Annotated in this window: 18 protein-coding genes; 4 read left to right on the top strand and 14 right to left on the bottom strand. The window is 39.7% G+C overall.

What is annotated here, in order from left to right:
* Nucleotides 1-20: 20 nt before the first annotated feature.
* The 11 genes from AWW67_RS17040 to AWW67_RS16990 form a co-directional block, all read right to left on the bottom strand.
* Nucleotides 21-1,238, bottom strand: coding sequence for an NADH-quinone oxidoreductase subunit D (locus AWW67_RS17040; protein WP_062303242.1), 1,218 nt, complete (start codon nucleotides 1,236-1,238; stop codon nucleotides 21-23).
* Nucleotides 1,239-1,724: an NADH-quinone oxidoreductase subunit C gene (locus AWW67_RS17035; protein ID WP_062303240.1), complete on the bottom strand. Its 486-nt coding sequence runs from the start codon at nucleotides 1,722-1,724 to the stop codon at nucleotides 1,239-1,241.
* Nucleotides 1,721-2,248, bottom strand: coding sequence for an NADH-quinone oxidoreductase subunit NuoB (gene nuoB, locus AWW67_RS17030; protein WP_053223883.1), 528 nt, complete (start codon nucleotides 2,246-2,248; stop codon nucleotides 1,721-1,723). Before nuoB ends, AWW67_RS17035 begins: the two co-directional genes overlap by 4 nt.
* Nucleotides 2,248-2,715: an NADH-quinone oxidoreductase subunit A gene (locus tag AWW67_RS17025; RefSeq protein ID WP_053223882.1), complete on the bottom strand. Its 468-nt coding sequence runs from the start codon at nucleotides 2,713-2,715 to the stop codon at nucleotides 2,248-2,250. The genes nuoB and AWW67_RS17025 overlap by 1 nt, the downstream gene beginning before the upstream one ends.
* Nucleotides 2,716-2,721: 6 nt before the next feature.
* Nucleotides 2,722-3,351: an LON peptidase substrate-binding domain-containing protein gene (locus tag AWW67_RS17020; RefSeq protein WP_062303239.1), complete on the bottom strand. Its 630-nt coding sequence runs from the start codon at nucleotides 3,349-3,351 to the stop codon at nucleotides 2,722-2,724.
* 51 nt (nucleotides 3,352-3,402) lie between these two features.
* Complete coding sequence (gene icd, locus AWW67_RS17015) at nucleotides 3,403-4,629, bottom strand: NADP-dependent isocitrate dehydrogenase (protein ID WP_062303237.1); 1,227 nt, start codon at nucleotides 4,627-4,629, stop codon at nucleotides 3,403-3,405.
* A gap of 112 nt (nucleotides 4,630-4,741) precedes the next feature.
* On the bottom strand, nucleotides 4,742-5,560 hold the full coding sequence (panB, locus tag AWW67_RS17010; RefSeq protein WP_062303236.1) for a 3-methyl-2-oxobutanoate hydroxymethyltransferase: 819 nt from the start codon (nucleotides 5,558-5,560) through the stop codon (nucleotides 4,742-4,744).
* A 76-nt stretch (nucleotides 5,561-5,636) separates the two neighbouring features.
* Nucleotides 5,637-6,470 (bottom strand): mechanosensitive ion channel family protein, encoded by an 834-nt coding sequence (locus AWW67_RS17005; RefSeq protein WP_053223878.1) that lies wholly within the window; start codon nucleotides 6,468-6,470, stop codon nucleotides 5,637-5,639.
* Nucleotides 6,471-6,535: 65 nt separating this feature from the next.
* Nucleotides 6,536-7,039, bottom strand: a complete 504-nt coding sequence (locus AWW67_RS17000; RefSeq protein WP_053223877.1) for a phosphoribosyltransferase family protein — start codon at nucleotides 7,037-7,039, stop codon at nucleotides 6,536-6,538.
* A gap of 10 nt (nucleotides 7,040-7,049) precedes the next feature.
* Entirely contained in the window at nucleotides 7,050-7,532 is a 483-nt protein-coding gene (locus AWW67_RS16995) for an Lrp/AsnC family transcriptional regulator (RefSeq protein ID WP_053223876.1), read from the bottom strand.
* Nucleotides 7,533-7,618: 86 nt separating this feature from the next.
* Nucleotides 7,619-8,821, bottom strand: coding sequence for a tetratricopeptide repeat protein (locus AWW67_RS16990; protein ID WP_141655492.1), 1,203 nt, complete (start codon nucleotides 8,819-8,821; stop codon nucleotides 7,619-7,621).
* 128 nt (nucleotides 8,822-8,949) lie between these two features.
* Between AWW67_RS16990 and AWW67_RS16985 the strand changes: the two genes are divergently transcribed.
* Nucleotides 8,950-9,594 carry a hypothetical protein gene (locus tag AWW67_RS16985; protein WP_062303233.1) on the top strand — a complete coding sequence of 215 codons (645 nt, stop codon included), beginning with the start codon at nucleotides 8,950-8,952 and terminating at the stop codon, nucleotides 9,592-9,594.
* Between the two features lie 196 nt (nucleotides 9,595-9,790).
* A complete protein-coding gene (locus AWW67_RS16980; RefSeq protein ID WP_062303231.1) occupies nucleotides 9,791-12,760 on the top strand; it encodes a glycosyltransferase family 117 protein in 2,970 nt (989 codons plus the stop codon).
* 29 nt (nucleotides 12,761-12,789) lie between these two features.
* Here the strand turns inward: AWW67_RS16980 and AWW67_RS16975 are convergent, their stop codons facing one another.
* Nucleotides 12,790-13,563, bottom strand: a complete 774-nt coding sequence (locus AWW67_RS16975; protein ID WP_062303229.1) for a class I SAM-dependent methyltransferase — start codon at nucleotides 13,561-13,563, stop codon at nucleotides 12,790-12,792.
* Between the two features lie 166 nt (nucleotides 13,564-13,729).
* Between AWW67_RS16975 and AWW67_RS16970 the strand changes: the two genes are divergently transcribed.
* Nucleotides 13,730-14,884, top strand: coding sequence for a GWxTD domain-containing protein (locus AWW67_RS16970; protein WP_176700071.1), 1,155 nt, complete (start codon nucleotides 13,730-13,732; stop codon nucleotides 14,882-14,884).
* Nucleotides 14,884-15,627, top strand: a complete 744-nt coding sequence (gene rlmB, locus AWW67_RS16965) for a 23S rRNA (guanosine(2251)-2'-O)-methyltransferase RlmB (protein WP_082794086.1) — start codon at nucleotides 14,884-14,886, stop codon at nucleotides 15,625-15,627. Before AWW67_RS16970 ends, rlmB begins: the two co-directional genes overlap by 1 nt.
* 75 nt (nucleotides 15,628-15,702) lie before the next feature.
* On the opposite strand, the gene AWW67_RS16960 is transcribed toward rlmB, so the two are convergent.
* Both AWW67_RS16960 and AWW67_RS16955 read right to left on the bottom strand, forming a co-directional pair.
* A complete protein-coding gene (locus tag AWW67_RS16960; RefSeq protein WP_053223869.1) occupies nucleotides 15,703-16,773 on the bottom strand; it encodes a mannose-1-phosphate guanylyltransferase in 1,071 nt (356 codons plus the stop codon).
* Nucleotide 16,774: 1 nt separating this feature from the next.
* Complete coding sequence (locus tag AWW67_RS16955; protein ID WP_062303223.1) at nucleotides 16,775-17,746, bottom strand: KpsF/GutQ family sugar-phosphate isomerase; 972 nt, start codon at nucleotides 17,744-17,746, stop codon at nucleotides 16,775-16,777.
* Nucleotides 17,747-17,814: the final 68 nt, after the last annotated feature.

Genomic DNA, 17,814 nt, shown 5'->3' with positions numbered 1-17,814 from the left:
GTAATGAATTATTCTCTCTCTTAGCGATCTACCTCGCCCAAAACAATATCAATCGACCCAATTACCGCAATTAAGTCCGATATTAAACCGCCCTTGGCAAGCTCGTTGATAATAGACAGGTTTACGAAACTTGCACCTCTTGCTTTGCAGCGGAATGGCACATCAGATCTTCCATCGGCACGGAAGAAAAAACCAGTTTCACCTTTTGGGTTTTCGGCTCGAATGTAAAAATCTTGCGCTTTAGGCCTGATTTTCTTTGGCGCTAGTGCGCGAGGGTCGAAATCACGAGTTCTCTTGTGTTCACCCGTCAGTTTCTCTAAGCACTGCTCGATAATCTTCACCGACTCGTAACATTCTTGTACACGCACCCAAGTCCTGTCCCAGCAATCGCCTAAGGTTCCCGCTTCGCCTTTGCCTACTGGTATATCGAAATCTATTTCTGGATAAACTGAATAGCCATCTACTTTTCGTAAATCATACTTCAAGCCAGAGCCACGCAGCATTGGACCAGTGATGCCATAATTAATCGCTAAATCGACAGGCAATACGCCCACATTGGCGGTTCTGTCAATAAATATTTTATTGTCGATGACTACTCTTTCTAGCTCCTTAATTTTAGGCTTTAAGTAAGTAGTAAACTCAAGACATCTTTCTTCAAAACCTACGGGCAAATCGTAAAACAAGCCGCCCACCCAAATGTAATTGTAAAGCATTCGAGCACCAGAGGCCCATTCCAACAAACGAACAATATGCTCTCTATCGCGGGTCATCCAGAAAAATGCAGTGACCGCACCAATGTCCATTCCGTAAGAACCCAGCGCAATAAAATGAGAGGCCAATCGGTTCAACTCGGCTACTAAAACGCGGATGTATTCTACTCGTTTTGGAATAATTTTATCGATACCCAACATGCGCTCAACCCCCATTGCATAAGCATGTTCGGTGTTCATGGCGGCCAAATAATCCATTCGATCTACAAAAGGAATGATCTGATTATAAGGCAGTTTCTCCGCATGTTTTTCGAAACAGCGATGTAAATAGCCCAAGTGCGGAACCACTTCAATGACTTCTTCGCCTTTGGCCAACACCTCTAAACGAAGTACCCCGTGGGTAGAAGGATGTTGCGGACCAATATTGATAATCATTTCCTCTCTTTTCAAATCTTCTGACTTGAATTTTTGAGGAGCCGACTTGCGCAAATTCTCCTGATCGAAAATATACTGTACCTGATTCGCCACTTAATATTCTACTTTAATTCCGCGATAGTATTCTTGTTCTTGGTAGTCTTTTCTGAGCGGGAAACCATCCCAATCGGCTGGCATTAAAATCCTTCTCAAATCAGGGTGATTATTGATGTGAATACCGAACATATCGTAGACTTCTCGCTCTTGCCAATCGGCAGTTTTCCATAAACCACAAAGGGAATCGATGGCTGGTTTTTCCCTTGGCAACTCTACCTTCACCATCAAATGGTGATCGAAAGGAATGGAATAGAGGTTATAAATCATCTCCATTGTATTTGATTCTGGGCCGTTGTCTAGGCCAGTAATACAGGAAAGCGAATCGAAATAAAGCTGATTATCTTTCTGAAGGAAATCCATGACCTCTACCAAGTTTTCATCATTAATATTAATGGCCTTTGGCGAAGCATTTTCATCAGTAGAAATAATGATTTCTTCTCCTAAACTGGCTTTAATATGGGCTACGATTTGCTCGAAATTCATGCTACTTTGGCTTTCTTTTCCAACAACTTTTCAATGGCTTTTGGTGCCACAATGGTTTCTTGTCTTATTTTTTCTTGAAGCTTAAGCAAACCACCAATCAGAGCTTCTGGCCTTGGTGGACAACCCGGCACATAAACATCAACAGGAATTATTCTATCCACCCCTTTTACTACATGGTAGCCATGTTCCCAATACGGGCCTCCACAATTAGAACATGAACCCATGGAAACCACATAGCGTGGCTCGGCCATTTGCTCGTAAAGTCTTCTTACACGGTCGGCCATTTTGAAAGTGACCGTTCCCGCCACAATCATTACATCGGCTTGACGCGGACTTGCAAAAGGCACAATACCGAACCTATCTAAATCATAGGGAGTAGATTGAGCGCCCATAAATTCAATGGCGCAACAAGCTGTACCGAAGGCCATAGGCCACATGGAAGATAGTCGTGCCCAGTTAATGAGGTCATCCAATTTTGAAATGACAATACCACCTTTCTGTATGTTTCGATCTAAAAGCCCCATTAGTCTCTATACTTTTGATATGCTTCTGCAGGAATTGGCGATTTAAAATCAGAGGCTCGGTTGACTGGCTTTACCCAATCTAAATATCCTTTTCGCCAAGCATAAGCCAAGCCCAAGGCCAATATAAAAATGAAAATGAACATTTCAGTAATTGCGAACCAAGCCCAAGTATAATCAGTGCCTTGTATCAATTCTTTGTCTCCAAAAATTACAGCCCATGGGAATAGATAGATGATTTCCACTTCGAAAAGCAGGAAGATAATAGCGACAATGTAAAACTTGATATTGAACTGACCCCAAGCCGTACCGATGGTTTCTTCACCCGACTCGTAAGTAGTCAGTTTTTCGTAATTAGGTTTTTTGGGACGAATAATACTGGCTGCAATAAGCCCTACCGACACGAATGTGATGGCTCCCAAGATAAAAATCAATACCGTTCCGAATTCTGTAAGGTTAGGCTCTATCATTCTAATTTAAAACTTCAATGGGTCGATATACTGAAAATGACCATTCAACTGGATGCGCTCTTTGGCGCGCTCCATTTCTTTCACAAAAGGAATAGCTAATTCCATATGCCTGATCAAAAATTCGTATCGCTGCGACTGGTTTTCCATTTGCAACATATCGTATTCTTGTTCCAAAGATAAGCCCAATTTATGAACCAGCTCATATTCCTCGGTCAAATCCGCAACATTGAGTTTGTGATCCATCCTGAGAATCTCCACTAATTGAGTGGCCAGCTCCTTTAAGCGAGACCATTGTTTGGCTTCACCGTCTTTATTGTTCTTTATAAAGGTAACTTTCCCTCCTGCGTAGAGTTTTCCCTGTACCATTTCTTGAAATGTAACCAATTCGAAAACCCGAGTACAGCGGGTCACAATATCCATTTCCCCATTGGGGTATGTTTTGACTACCTTCTCAACAATCATTTCAGAACCAAACTCCATAATTCCGGTGTCGAATACAGGAATACCAAAGCTTTTGCCCTCGGCTACACACTCTTTAATCAGCTGTTTATAGCGAGGTTCAAAAATGTGAAGGTTGAGTTTTTCGTCTGGAAAAACGACAAGCTTTAAAGGAAAAAAGGGGAGAAATGTTTCCATAATAAATCAATTGGTAGTAAAAAAGAAAAGCCCCTGTCGGGGCTTTTTGTTTTACATATTCTTTACAATTTCATCTCCAAATTCAGAGCATTTAAGGAGTGTCGCTCCGTCCATCAGTCGCTCAAAATCATAGGTTACTCGTTTTTTAGCAATCGAAGCTTCCAAACCTTTGTAAATCAAATTAGCAGCTTCTTGCCAGCCAAAATATTCTAACATCATAGCGCCAGAAAGAATTACTGAACCTGGATTCACTTTGTCCTGACCAGCGTATTTTGGAGCAGTACCGTGGGTAGCTTCAAAAATTGCATTTCCTGACAGGTAATTGATGTTTGCTCCTGGTGCAATACCAATACCACCAACAATAGCAGCTAAAGCATCAGAAATATAATCACCATTAAGGTTTAATGTTGCGATTACTGAATACTCAGCTGGTCTTAAAAGGATTTGCTGAAGGAACGCATCAGCAATCACATCTTTGATGATCACTTGGTGTCCATCTTTCTCAATGATCTGCCAAGGGCCACCTTCATAATCTTTAGCTCCGTAGCTATTTTTAGCTAATTCGTAACCCCAAGTTTTAAAAGCACCTTCGGTGTATTTCATAATGTTACCTTTGTGCACTAGGGTAACAGAATCTCTTTTTTGTTCGAAAGCGTAATCGATGGCGCTTTTCACCAAACGATGTGTTCCTTCTTCTGAAACTGGTTTTAAGCCATAACCTGCGGTTTCAGGAAATCTTACTTTTTCGAATTTTTTAGGGAAAGTTGACTTTAAAAAGTCATTCAATTTCTTAGCGTCTTCAGTTCCTTTTTCAAACTCAATACCAGCGTAAATATCTTCTGTATTCTCTCTAAAAATCACCATATCAGTAAGACCTGGCTCTTTTACTGGAGAAGGCGTTCCTTCAAACCATCTTACCGGACGAACACAAGCGTACAAATCCAATTCTTGACGAAGGGCAACATTTAATGAACGAATTCCTCCACCAACTGGAGTAGTTAATGGGCCTTTAATACCTACCAAATACTCTCTAAAAGCATCTAGCGTAGCGGCTGGCATCCATTCGCCTGTTTGGTTAAAGGCTTTTTCTCCAGCCAAAACTTCTTTCCAAACTATGCTTTTTTCACCACTGTAAGCTTTCTCTACAGCGCTATCCAAAACCTTTTGGGCGGCTGGCCAAATATCTACACCAATGCCATCTCCTTCGATAAATGGAACTGTAGGGTTGTTGGGTACATTTAGAACCCCGTTACTAATGGTTATTTTTTGTTCGCTCATTTCGTTAAACGGTTATTTGATTCGTAATTTGAGTTAATCTTGCTAAGGTAAGAAATTATCTAGGTTGAAAGTTCCTCAATTTGGACTTTCCCTTCAATTTAAACACCTGCTTTTAATAGCTTTCCTTATCGTTAGGAAAGTCTTTTGCTTTTACGTCTTTCACGTAGTTGGTCACCGCATCTTTAATTGTAGTGCCCAAATCGGCATACTGCCTTAAAAAACGTGGCTTAAACTCGGTGGTAATACCCAGCATATCGTGGATTACCAACACCTGACCGTCTACATGTGGGCCAGCCCCTATACCAATGGTTGGAATATTTATTTCTTCAGAAACACGCTTGGCGAGTTCGGCAGGAATTTTTTCGAGCACAATTGCATAACAACCGCAGGCCTCTAAAAGCTTGGCGTCTTCAATAAGTTTAGCTGCCTCTTCTTCTTCTTTCGCCCTTACTGAATAAGTGCCGAATTTATAAATAGACTGAGGTGTTAGGCCCAAATGCCCCATTACAGGAACACCCGCACTCAAGATTCGAGTGACTGACTCCTTAATTTCGGCACCGCCTTCCATTTTCACACTGTGTGCACCAGATTCTTTCATAATTCTGATGGCAGAACGCAAAGCTTCGGAGCTGTTTCCTTGGTATGAACCAAAGGGGATATCAACTGCTACAAAAGCGCGCTTTACAGCCCTTACCACAGAACTGGCGTGGTAGATCATTTGATCAAGTGTAATTGGCAAAGTAGTTTCGTGCCCAGCCATTACGTTAGAGGCCGAATCGCCTACCAGAATTATATCTATACCCGCTTCATCCACCAATGAAGCCATTGAATAATCGTAAGCCGTAAGCATAGAGATTTTCTCTCCGCGGTCTTTCATGGCTTGAAGTTGGTGGGTAGTTACTTTCTTTATTTCCGATTTGTGTATTGACATGTCGATAAAATTAAAGGGGTAAATATAAACATTTACCCCTTCTTGTTTTGCAAAGTATAGCGATGGCTATCTACGGTTATTTTTCATTGAAGATGTGTACATCTCTTTGTGGGAAAGGAATTGAAATTCCTTCAGCATCGAATGCTTTTTTCACCTTCTCAATCATATCCCAGTTAACATTCCAATACTCAGGAGTTGCCACCCAAGCGCGCACAGTAATATCTACACTGCTGTCTCCTAGGTTTCCTACCCTTACCATTGGGGCTGGTTCTTTTAAAAAGCGGCTATCGTTTTCTATTATTTTTAAAATAATGGCTTTAGCTTTTTCGAAATCATCTCCATAGCCAATTCCAAAAACTTTGTCCCATCTACGATTTTCTTCCATAGAGAAGTTAACAATATTGGCGCCTGCTACTTTTCCATTAGGCAGAAAAATAGTTTTATTATCGGGTGTTTTCAGTACAGTATTCATGATAGAAACCCCATTTACTGAACCTCCTGTACCGTCTATTTCTACGTAATCACCTGCCTTAAAAGGCTTAAGTGTTAACACTAAAATTCCACCTGCAAAATTAGCCAAACTGCCCTGAAGCGCTAAACCAATAGCTAAACCAGCTGCACCAAAAACTGCCAAGAAACTTGCTGTTTCAATTCCAATTTGGTCTACAACTGCAAAAAGTAAAACAGCATATAAACCAACTTTAACTACCCCCACTAAGGTTGGGATTAATATCGGGTCAGTCTCTCTTTTAATTAATGTTTTATGAGCAAGTTTTACAAGTCGTTTTATAAGCCAAACTCCAACTATAAGGGTTATTAATGCACCCAATACCTGTAGGCCATAGCTTACTACATAGCCCACTATAAGGTCCCATACTCCTTTTACACTTTCTTGTAAATCAGATTCCATTTTGTTTTTTATTAGTCGTTTAAGGTTTTACTGGTCTAATTTGAACTTAGACTGTGTATTAAAAATCAATACAAATATGCGGAGAAATCAGAGTCCGTCAAATTCACTTGTATATGTTCTTGAATGGTAGTGGCCAGTTCAAGACCTTTATAATCTACCGAAATTGGAAAGCGCTTGTGACTTCTGTTTACCAAAACCGCAGTTTGTATTTTTTTTGCCCCCATTTTCAAGAAGGGATCGAGGGCGTAAATCATGGTTCTTCCTGAATTCATTACATCGTCAACAAGAACCATTGTAAACTGTTCAATTTCTGGAAAGTCAGAAAACTGCACCTGAGGCTGTACTGGCGCATCTTTTTCTACGCTCAGCTTAGCCACGTGTACCGAAATTTTTGAAATCGACTCTATCTCCTTCTTTAACATTGAAGAAATTTTGAGCCCATTTTCAGCTACTCCTACCAAAATAATCTGTTTGAGCTCATGGTTTTGCTCATAGATTTCGTAGGCCATTCGCCTGATTTTTTGTTCAATCTGGCTTTTATCTAAAATTTGCTTTTTCTCTTTTGACATAAACTTTTACCTACTCCGTAGAGGATAGAGGCATTACTTTGCTATCCTTAAAAGTAGAGAGTATGACCATAGACTGCAAGTTATCTACCACAGATATATCGCTTACTTTCTCGAGCATTAGTTTTTGATAGGCTGAAATATCAGCGGCAATCACTTTTAGAACGAAATCGCCAGAGCCGGTTACGTGATGGCATTCGATAACTTCATCTATTTTGTTAATCTCTTCTAAGAAAACATCAATATTTCCCCTGTTATGGCCCTTTAGAGTAGCATATACAAAGGTGCTCACCCCAAGACCGATTTTGTCGGTATCGAGTTTGGCGTGGTAACTTTTGATGATTCCCGAAACCTCAAGTTTTTTTACTCTCTCTAAGGTTGGAGCGGGAGACAATCCAATTTCTTTGGAAAGTTGTGCATTGGTAATTTTTGCATTAGACTGAAGTATCTCTAAGATCTTTCTGTCTATTTTGTCGAGTTTGATATTTTGACCCATTACTAAGTGTTTTTACGAAATAATATTCGGAATACTAGTTATTTGTTAAAATAAAAGCAATATGAAATTACACCTACGGAGTATTTTCAACGCTTATTCTTTTTAATTTCTTTTTCTAGCTCTCTGGCTTTTTTATTGGTGTCCTCTTTACGCTTGGTATTGTCTCTTATTTTATCAAGCATAGGTATGGCCTCATCGTACCGCTGTTCTTGGACATAATATTCTGATAGGTGAAGTAAGGAATAGATATGATAACCAGATTCCTCAAGCTCCAACGCATTTGAATAGGCAATGGTTTGGAGATAATAAACTTCTGCTTTATCCCACTCGTTTCTCTTCCTATTAATATCTGCCAAAAAGAAGCTGGCATACCTGCCACTCATTTCCTCATAGCCTATCCTACCATCCTTTATTCTACTCATAATTTCGAGTGAGACTCTTTCGGCATCTTGAAACTGCCCCGCGGTATATAGCATCTGCGCGTAAAAGCGATGAAAATACGGGTTGTTTGGGTATTGCTCATTCATGTATTCAGCCCATCTGAGGGCATCGAATGTTTCGTTCAACTCAAATGCCTTGATACGCATTAAAAAATAAATGGCCTCTACCCTAGTATAAAAAGCATTGGTTGCTACCGTTTTCATTTGTTCAACCCCCAACTTTTTATCGCCTTTTGGGAAGAAAAATAAAACCGGCCTTAAAAGTGGATATTCTTCTCTAATCCAAACCGAATAATAGTTAAACAAGGCATCTCCAAAAAGGATTTCGGGGCTGAAACTTTCGTTACCGTGTGTTCTTTCTAAATACTTTAGCGCAAGTCTTCCTGCATTAGTCGCTCTTCCCCAATTCTTTTTTTCAGAATGATATCGACCTTGAAAACCATAAGAACCAGCTAAGAAGAAATTTGCTTCTATGTTATCCTTATCAATTTCTATCATGGCCTCTGCCTTTGCAATAGCCGTATCCATGTGGGCCAAAAATTCCTCTCCTAGCGGAGATTCCTTTTCCAAATTGGGCATCATTTGCCACCAAGTACTTATTCCATATAAGAAATAACCGAGGGGGTGTTCTGGGAAATTGTATTTTATCCAATTGAACTCAACTTCCGCTTTACGAAAATCGAAGTTATACATATAGTCAACCGCATCTGTAATTTCCTTCTGAAGGTTCATGTTGAGCAACAGATACTTGGCTGTATCGCCCAAAACCTTCTCCTTCTGTACCTGCGCATTTACCACATTCGGTACTGCTAAAAACAGCACGAATACACCTATAATTACCTTCTTCAAAACCTTCAAATTGATTTATGTGCAACAGACGCGCAAAACTACTGCCACACAGTCGATTCACAATACGCTTAACTAATTTTATTATTGCTTTTAGCCATTAATCGTAGATTTGTCGAAATTGTTTTGCCATGCCAAGAGAATATACACCGCTTGAAGTAAAAATGAAGGAATACACTTCCATCAATAAAACAATGGTGTTTATACTTATGTGTATCATCTCTATTCTGCTACTATACATTCAGCAAACTTTTATTTTGTATGAAATTACCGCATTTAAATTCATGGACGGGGTTGACCTAATGATTTTAAAGGCAATTTCCGGACTAAAATACCTTGGAATACCAATTATGTTTGCCTTGAAGTTTACCGTCACAGGTTTTATTTTATGGACCGGCTGTTTTCTATGGGGCTACAAGGTAACTTATAAACAATGTTGGCAGATTGCCATGTTTGCTGAAATGATCTTTTTTATTCCTGAGATTCTTACGATTCTCTGGTTCTTTTTTATTGATGTAGACCCAACTTACCAAGATTTTCTTGCTTTTGAGCCTCTTTCATACATGAACTTCTTTAATCATGAAGAAGTACCCGAAAAGTATTGGTATGTAAATTCGGCCCTCAATGTATTTGAGGTGGGCTACTGGATACTACTTACCTACGGAATTAATTTTGCTGCGCGCAAAAAGAAGTCGATTGCCAACGCCATTGTATTCACTTCTTATGTTCCGCTTTTCTTGCTTTGGCTTTGGTTTTACTTAGGTGTGTATAAATAAAATGGACTGAGAAACTCGATCGGTTTTCAGCCTCAAGTTCACATTGCAACTTGCCATTCACCGTATTAATAAAATTTAACCCTTCTACAATCTAAATTTTACTAATTTCACGCCCTGCTAATAGGTTTATAATTGCGCATGGCGCTTGGTTCATTCTGGTTTTCTATAAAATGAACTCGCCATTAAAAATACTGAAATGACAGACTTTAAGAAATTCAATAATCTCACTGGGTGGGCGGTTTTTATAGCTTCGTTGATCGTTTATATTTTGACGCTCGAAGAAACCGCGAGCTTTTGGGATTCAGGAGAGTTTATTGCCATTGCCTATAAACTAGAGGTATCTCACCCTCCGGGCGCGCCACTTTACATGCTTATTGGGCGAATGTTCTCATTTTTTGCTTTTGGCGATGTAACTCAAGTAGCCTATTGGATCAACATGGTAAGTGCTGTTTCCAGTGCTTTTGCAGTGCTTTTCCTCTATTGGACCATCGTGATGTTGGGCAGAAAATTGATCAATGCTGAGCTGGGCAACGAGACCAATGTTCAAAAAATATTACTTGCTGGAGCAGGCGTAGTAGGCGCCATGAGCTTTGCTTTCACTGATTCATTTTGGTTTTCGGCAGTAGAAGGCGAAGTATATGGAATGTCTTCATTCTTTACCGCTTTTGTGTTTTGGGCCATGCTTAAATGGGAAATTGTAGATGATGAAAGTGGAAGAAATAAATGGATAGTATTGATCTTTTATATGCTTGGTCTTTCTACAGGTGCCCACCTTTTAGGCTTGGTTACTTTACCTGCTTTAGGCTTAATCTATTATTTCAAAAAATACGAAAACCCAACTTGGAAAGGTGCTTTCGCGGCAATGGGCATTTCATTGTTTTTGGTAATGCTCATCAACTCCTTTATCATTCCTGGACTTCCAACTCTGGCCGGAAAGTTTGAGATTACTTTCGTAAATACCTTTGGCTTACCATTTGGTTCGGGCGCATTATTTATGATTGCCCTACTCATTGCCGCCATTGTATTTGGATTGAAATGGACCAGAAGAAAAGAATACGTTACTCTAAACACCTTGATCCTAGGAATCACTTTTGTGTTGATAGGTTATTCTTGTTATGCGGTAATCCTTATTCGCTCTAAAGACAACCCTGCGATTGACCAAAACAATCCTGAAAATGTAATGACTTTCATCTCTTACCTTAAAAGAGAGCAGTACGGTAGCCGACCTCTCCTTTACGGTCAGTATTACAATGCACCACAGCCACAAACAAAACAAGGTGCTCCTATATATTATAAAGATAATGACGAGTATAAAATCTCTGATTATAAAGTAGAAACCACCTATGACGATGCTTGGTCAACGTTTCTACCAAGAATGTACAGTTCTTCACCTGCCCATATTCAAAAATATATGGCCATTACTGGCTTGAGAGAAGGTGAAAAACCAACTTTCATAGACAACTTGGCTTTCATGTTCTCACATCAGATTGGACACATGTATGTGCGCTATTTTATGTTCAATTTTTCTGGAAGGGAAAGCGACATTCAAGATGCCGATTACTTAACCGCTTTTGATGGCAATAAAGATGTTCCTGATTTTATTAAGAATAATAAATCAAGGAATCAGTATTATATGATTCCGTTGATTCTCGGCCTCATAGGTTTCTTCTTCCAATTTAACCGAGACCCAAAACGTTTCTCAGCCACGCTGATGTTCTTTATTCTTACGGGATTGGCCCTAGTAATCTATCTGAACTCGCCACCAATAGAACCAAGAGAACGAGATTATATTTACACGGGTTCGTACTACGCCTTTGCCATTTGGATTGGTTTTGCGGTATTGGCCATTGGCAGTGCAGCAATGAAGCGCGGTAAAACTTTAGCTTATGGCGCGCTGGCGCTATGCCTAGTTTCGCCAATTATTTTAGCCGCAGAAAACTGGGATGACCATGACAGAACTGGAAGGTTCTTCTCTGTAGATTCAGCAAGAAACTTCTTGGCTTCATGCGCTCCAAATGCCATACTATTTACTGGAGGTGATAATGACACTTTCCCGCTTTGGTATGTACAAGAAGTAGAAGGCTTTAGAACCGATGTGCGGGTAATTGTACTGAGTTACTATAACACCGATTGGTATGTAGACCAAACCAAGGTGAAAATGAACGACTCAGAGGCTTTCCCATATTCTTTGGATATTGAGAGCTATCGACAGGGCACAAACGACTATTTATATGTAGACGAACGCCCTCAATACAAAGGCAAAGCGATTGACTTGAAAGATTATATTTCTTTAGTACAGCGCAAGAGCCCAGTGATTCAAAGACAGCTTGGCTCAGGCACAGTAATCAATACAGTACCTGCCCGTTCACTCTTCCTTAATGTGGATTCGGCACAAGTAGAAAAACTTGGAATTATCCCGAACAGTCTTAAGAAGTATCAGACGGATAGAATGACGTTTACTTTTAAGCAAGGCGAGAACTTCTTAGAGAAAGCGCACCTGATGATGCTTGATTTGATTGCCACCAATAATTGGGAAAGACCAATCTATTTCAATTACACTTCGGTAAGCTCGGTTCCATTCGATTTGGATGATTACTTAGTGCAAGAAGGAATGGCCTACCGCCTTCTTCCTGTTCAAAAACCAGGAAGCATGAGAGAGATTGTGAATACAGATTTGATGTATGATAATGTGATGAACAAGTTCCAGTTTAGGGGATTAGACGACCCAAGTACGAACCTGAACGGAGACTACAGAGGTTTTGCTCAGAACCACAGGTCTATGTTTACCACTTTAGCAGATGCCTTAATTACCGAGGGGGACACTACCAGAGCAAAAACTGTTTTGGACTATGGTATGGAAGTAATGCCTAAAGAGTCGCTTCCTTACGATATTGCTTCTGTAAGTTTTGTTCAAGCTTATTTAAATATTGGCGAAGAAGAAAAAGCACTTGCCATGGGGATGGAAATAGCAGAAATGTTCAACGAAATGGCTACTTATCATCAAAAGAAGATGCGCTATGATTACGAGTTCAGAAAGTACTTAAATGGACTTCAGTACTTGCAATCCATCTTTAGCCAATATGGCTACCCAGAGCAAGCAGCAAGGCTAAGGGAGATGCTCGATGGACAAAACACGATGTTGTCCATGGATAGAAGTAACTTCTAAATAAAGAATTGAAATAGCCGAGAAATCGGTTATTTCTCTAAAATCAAAAATAAATCTAATGCAGTATCTGCATCATCAGTCAGGGGGTAATCTTCCTGACTGATTTCGTTTACAAGCTTTGTGTTTCCGTTGTTGAGCTTGTTTCTGTTCAGTCTATTTAGAATATCGTAAGGAATTCTAAGCAGAGGCGCTGGCAAATTGTATTGCAAATTGAAAATATCGAAGCGGGTAATTCGCTGCACCGATCGTTTATTTTCTTCGTAATAGGCCATTACTTTTTCATTGCCCGTTACCCCTTTCATTTCCACCTTATTAAAAATTTCAGAAGCCAAATCCGTTAACTGTTGGGCGGTGTATTCGCGCACATGCCAAGGATTTCTGGTCAGGGTTTTCTTAATATTTGGGGTAGTCAAAATAGCCTTACCACCAGGTTTTAATACACGGTAGATTTCTTTTAAAAACTCCTTATCCTTCTTTACATGTTCAATCACTTGAAACGAAACAATAGAATCGAAACTATTATCGGCCAAATCAGAAAAGGGTGGAAAAACCGCCTGACGGAAATCTAGAGCTGGATATTTACTCTTCAGTTCGTCAATTACAGATTGAATTTTATCTAAAGCCACGTAGCTATCTGCCAAAGGCGCTAGCAGTTCTACACCGCGCCCTTCGCCACAACCCAACTCTAATAAATCTCCCTTTATATAAGGTACAGCCAAATAATAGGCCCTTAATAATCTTTGATGTATGGGGTTATCAGATGCAATTTTGTCCGAAGCAATTTCAGTTGTGTACGTAGCCATGCTTAACTTTTGCTCAAAAATAAACCATTTAGCTTACAATGAGCTAATCAAGTCAGCATTCGCTACAATTTGATTACATTTGTCGTCAGTTTTACACCGCATGAAAAGGCTCGTATTCACTTTAATTCTTACAATCTGCGCTCAGTGGCTATATTCTCAAAGCCGAATGAGTTCAGCAGACGTTAGTTTTCTGTACAACCCAGATCATGAATTTTTAATTGACCACAGGCTAGCCCAAGACGGCAATAAAGTAAAAGTATACATTCGCTTTATTCTGAATAGCGGGGTGGTTAAAATTAGTGATTACGAAATTCAATACGATGTTCGTGATAGCTACATTGATGAAAAGCACGTAAATTCTACCACTAGATTAGATTCTGCGTCATTAGTAGCCACGGGCTTCCGCGAGTTTATTTACTCATTTGAATTTGAAAAAACAGCTGACCAAAGCCTGATAATATTAGAAGTCAACAATATTTTACGAGGTAGAAAATTTTTGATCGACATACCGATTGAAAGGAACAGAAGCACTCAAAATCAACCCTTCCTTATTTTTGAGGCACAAAGAAATGTGCCCTATTTCTCTCGTTTCATTAACCTAGATCAATCGGTAAGACTGGTGAATGTTTTCGGTAATGAAGGAAAATATCAAATAGAAGGCGTGATTAATAATCAAGCGGTTGCCATTCCTCCTTTTGATGAAGAGCGAATACAGGCTCCTTCTAAAATAGAGATTGATACCTTGTATGGTGCAGTTGAAAATGAAGTTCTGAAGTTTTCAACCCCCGGATATTACATCATAAATGAAGCTACGGACCCATCAAATACTCTAGGAGTACTGGTAACTGATCCTTTTTTTCCGTACTTCGGTCAGTTTGAAAGATTGGTGGAGCCTTTAATTTTTATTACTACCAACGATGAATACAAAACCTTGAGGACAGCCAGAGATACACGGTCGGCTTTCGAAAATTTTGTTACCACTCGAATTTCAAACGGAGGAAGAATAGCCCTAGATTTTGTGAAATACTATTACAGGAGGCTTCGAAAATCGGCTCATTTATTCACTTCTAATAAAGAAGGCTGGAAAACCGATCGAGGAATGGTGTACCAAATTTACGGAAACCCATTGCAGGTATTCCGCAATGAAGAACAAGAGTTGTGGGTATATGCTGCTCCAAATGGAGGCCGAATACGCTTTAATTTCGAAATCGTTTCAGAAGAAAATAACCTTTTGACTTACCGTTTAATTAGAGAAAGTAAGTTTAAAGAATCGTGGGTAGATGCTGTGACCAGCTGGCGTAGCGGAAAAGTAATTGAATGATGATAGACCAACCTAAAGATGACTTCATTTACGGAAGTCGGACAATAATCGAAGCCATAAACGCTGGAAAGGAAATAGATAAGCTGCTTCTACAAAAAGACGTTAAAAACGAACTTACCACCGAATTGTTAATCGCTGCGCGCGACTTCAATATTCCGGTTCAGAAAGTGCCCATAGAAAAACTGAACCGCATTACACGAAAAAACCATCAGGGAGCAGTTGCCTTTGTTTCATCAGTAGTATATGCTTCTTTAGATAATATTATTTCTGAAGCTTACAGCAAAGGTGAGGTGCCTCTTTTGATTGTATTGGACCGTATTACCGATGTCAGAAATTTTGGAGCCATTGCCCGAACAGCAGAATGTGTAGGCGCCCATGGTATTGTAATTCCATCGAGAGGAAGCGCACAAGTGGGTAGCGATGCCATGAAAACTTCTGCGGGTGCTTTAAACTTTATTCCAGTTTGCCGGGCCGATAATTTAAAAACCACCCTTAGAGAAATTCGTGATAACGGAATTACAGTTTTAGCCTGTACCGAAAAAGCCTCTGATTTGGTTTACCAACATGACCTTACCGTACCTATCGCTTTACTAATGGGTTCGGAAGAAGACGGTATTTCGCCTGAGTATCTAAAGCTTGCCGATCAGCTTTGTAAACTTCCAATTAAAGGTAATATAGAATCACTAAATGTGTCGGTAGCGACATCCGTAGTTTTATACGAAGTAGTAAGACAGCGCGGTTAAGGGCTCGTTTTATAAAAACAAAAATGGCCACTCTATACCAGGGTAGCCATTTTTGTTTGATACAAATTTTCAACTTTAGCTAAATTCTTCGCCTTTGGCTTTGGCATCTTGTAAGAATTCTCTGAATTTCTTCTCGGCATCTTTCTTACAAATAAGCACTACATTATCATTTTGTGTAATGAGGTAGCCATCTAAATCTTGTGCTACAATTAAGGTATCGCTTGGACCTTTTACAAAGCAATTTTTAGAGTTGTATAAAAGCGCCTTTCCATCTACTACATTACCGTTGTCGTCCTTGGCTTTAATTTCATGCAAAGAATCCCAACTTCCCAAGTCTGACCAATCAAAAGTACCTTTCACCATAAAAACGTTATTGGCCTTTTCCATTATGCCATAATCAATGGAAATACTCTTGCATTGAGCATAAGCACTGTTGATGAATTTTTGCTCTTCTGGGGTATAGTAAGCATCATTACCTTCCTCAAAAATCATTGCCAAGTCCGTGAGGTGTTCATGTAAAGCCGCAACAATGGTTTCTACAGACCATATAAAAATCCCTGCGTTCCAAACAAAATCACCGCTCTCCACAAACTTTTGAGCCAATTCAAGCTCTGGCTTTTCAGTAAATGTTTTTACTTTCTTTACCTTTTTCAAAGGGCTAGAATGATACTGAATATAGCCATAGCCCGTTTCTGGCCTTGTAGGAACTATGCCCAAAGTAATCAGTTTATCAGATCCAGTCGATGCCTTTATTGCAGTGTTTAAGTTTTTAGTAAATAGATTTTCTTTAAAAACTACATGGTCTGAAGGCGCCACAATCATTACCCCCTTTGGGTCTTTTTTCTTGATTTTAAAAGCAGGATAGGCTACAGCCGCAGCGGTATTCCTTCCAATTGGCTCTAAAAGAATTTGGTCATCTGAAAGCATTGGAAGCTGCTCTTTTACTAAATCGTGGTACCGCTTGTTGGTAACTATGTAGAAATTCTCTTCAGGGCATACGGCCAAAAATCGGTCATAAGTCATTTGGAGCAAAGTACGACCTGTACCCAAAACATCTAAAAATTGTTTGGGCTTGTTCGCACGACTGTACGGCCAGAAGCGACTTCCAATGCCGCCAGCCATAATCACTACATAATTGTGTTCCATACTATACTATTCCTTCGTTTATCAAATCCTGGATATGGATAAACCCAACGATATTTTCAGCATTATCTAAAACTACCAAATGGTTGATTGAATGTTCTCTCATTTGGTTCATGGCTCGCAAAGCAAACTCTCCTTTTAATATCGTTTTAGGGTTTTTAGTCATTACCTCGGCCACAGTCCTGTACTCAAAACTCATGTCTTTCTCGATCATTCGCCTGATATCTCCGTCCGTAAAAATCCCTGTGAGTTTTCCGTTATTACCCACAACGGCTGTTGCCCCTAAACGTTTATTAGAAATTTCGAGAATGCTCTCTTTTACCAAATCTGTTTCTTTCACAATTGGTAAACCGTTTTTAGGGTAAATATCCTCCACTTTAAGATAGAGCTGTTTTCCCAATGACCCACCGGGGTGGTACTTTGCAAAATCTTCACTGGTAAACCCTCGGCATTCCAATAAACAAACAGCTAGGGCATCGCCCAAAGCCATATGCGCAGTAGTACTAGTGGTGGGAGCCAAATTATTAGGGTCAGCTTCCTTATCAATTGTTGCATTCAATATGTGGTCTGCTTGTTTAGCTAAGTCAGAATCCAGATTGCTCACCAAGGCAATAAGTTTTGCTCCCGTTCTTTTTATCAGCGGAACCAGCACTTTTATTTCTGGAGTATTACCGCTTTTGGAAATACAAATAACAGCATCATTTGGCTGTACCATTCCCAAATCACCATGAATGGCATCTGCGGCATGCATAAAAAGAGAAGGCGTTCCTGTGGAATTTAAGGTCGCTACAATCTTATTTGCAACAATTGCGCTCTTTCCTACTCCAGTTATAACCACCCTTCCTTCTAATTTTAGAATCAATGAAACGATGGCTTCAAAACCCTCGTCAATGAATTCAGAAATTTGTCTAATAGCGTCCGCTTCTTTGAGAAGAGTATTTTTGGCTGTGGTTTGAATATTTTTTGCTAATTTCAACTTAATGGCGTTTGAAACATACGCGACAAAGATAAGGATTCGCTCAAACGTTTTTTAAAACTGGATAT

This window comes from Roseivirga seohaensis, from assembly GCF_001592945.1.
In the GTDB taxonomy this organism is placed as follows: Bacteria; Bacteroidota; Bacteroidia; order Cytophagales; family Cyclobacteriaceae; genus Roseivirga; species Roseivirga seohaensis.
The sequence above is the reverse complement of the archived record's forward strand: the minus strand, read 5'-3'. Positions and strand labels throughout refer to the sequence as shown.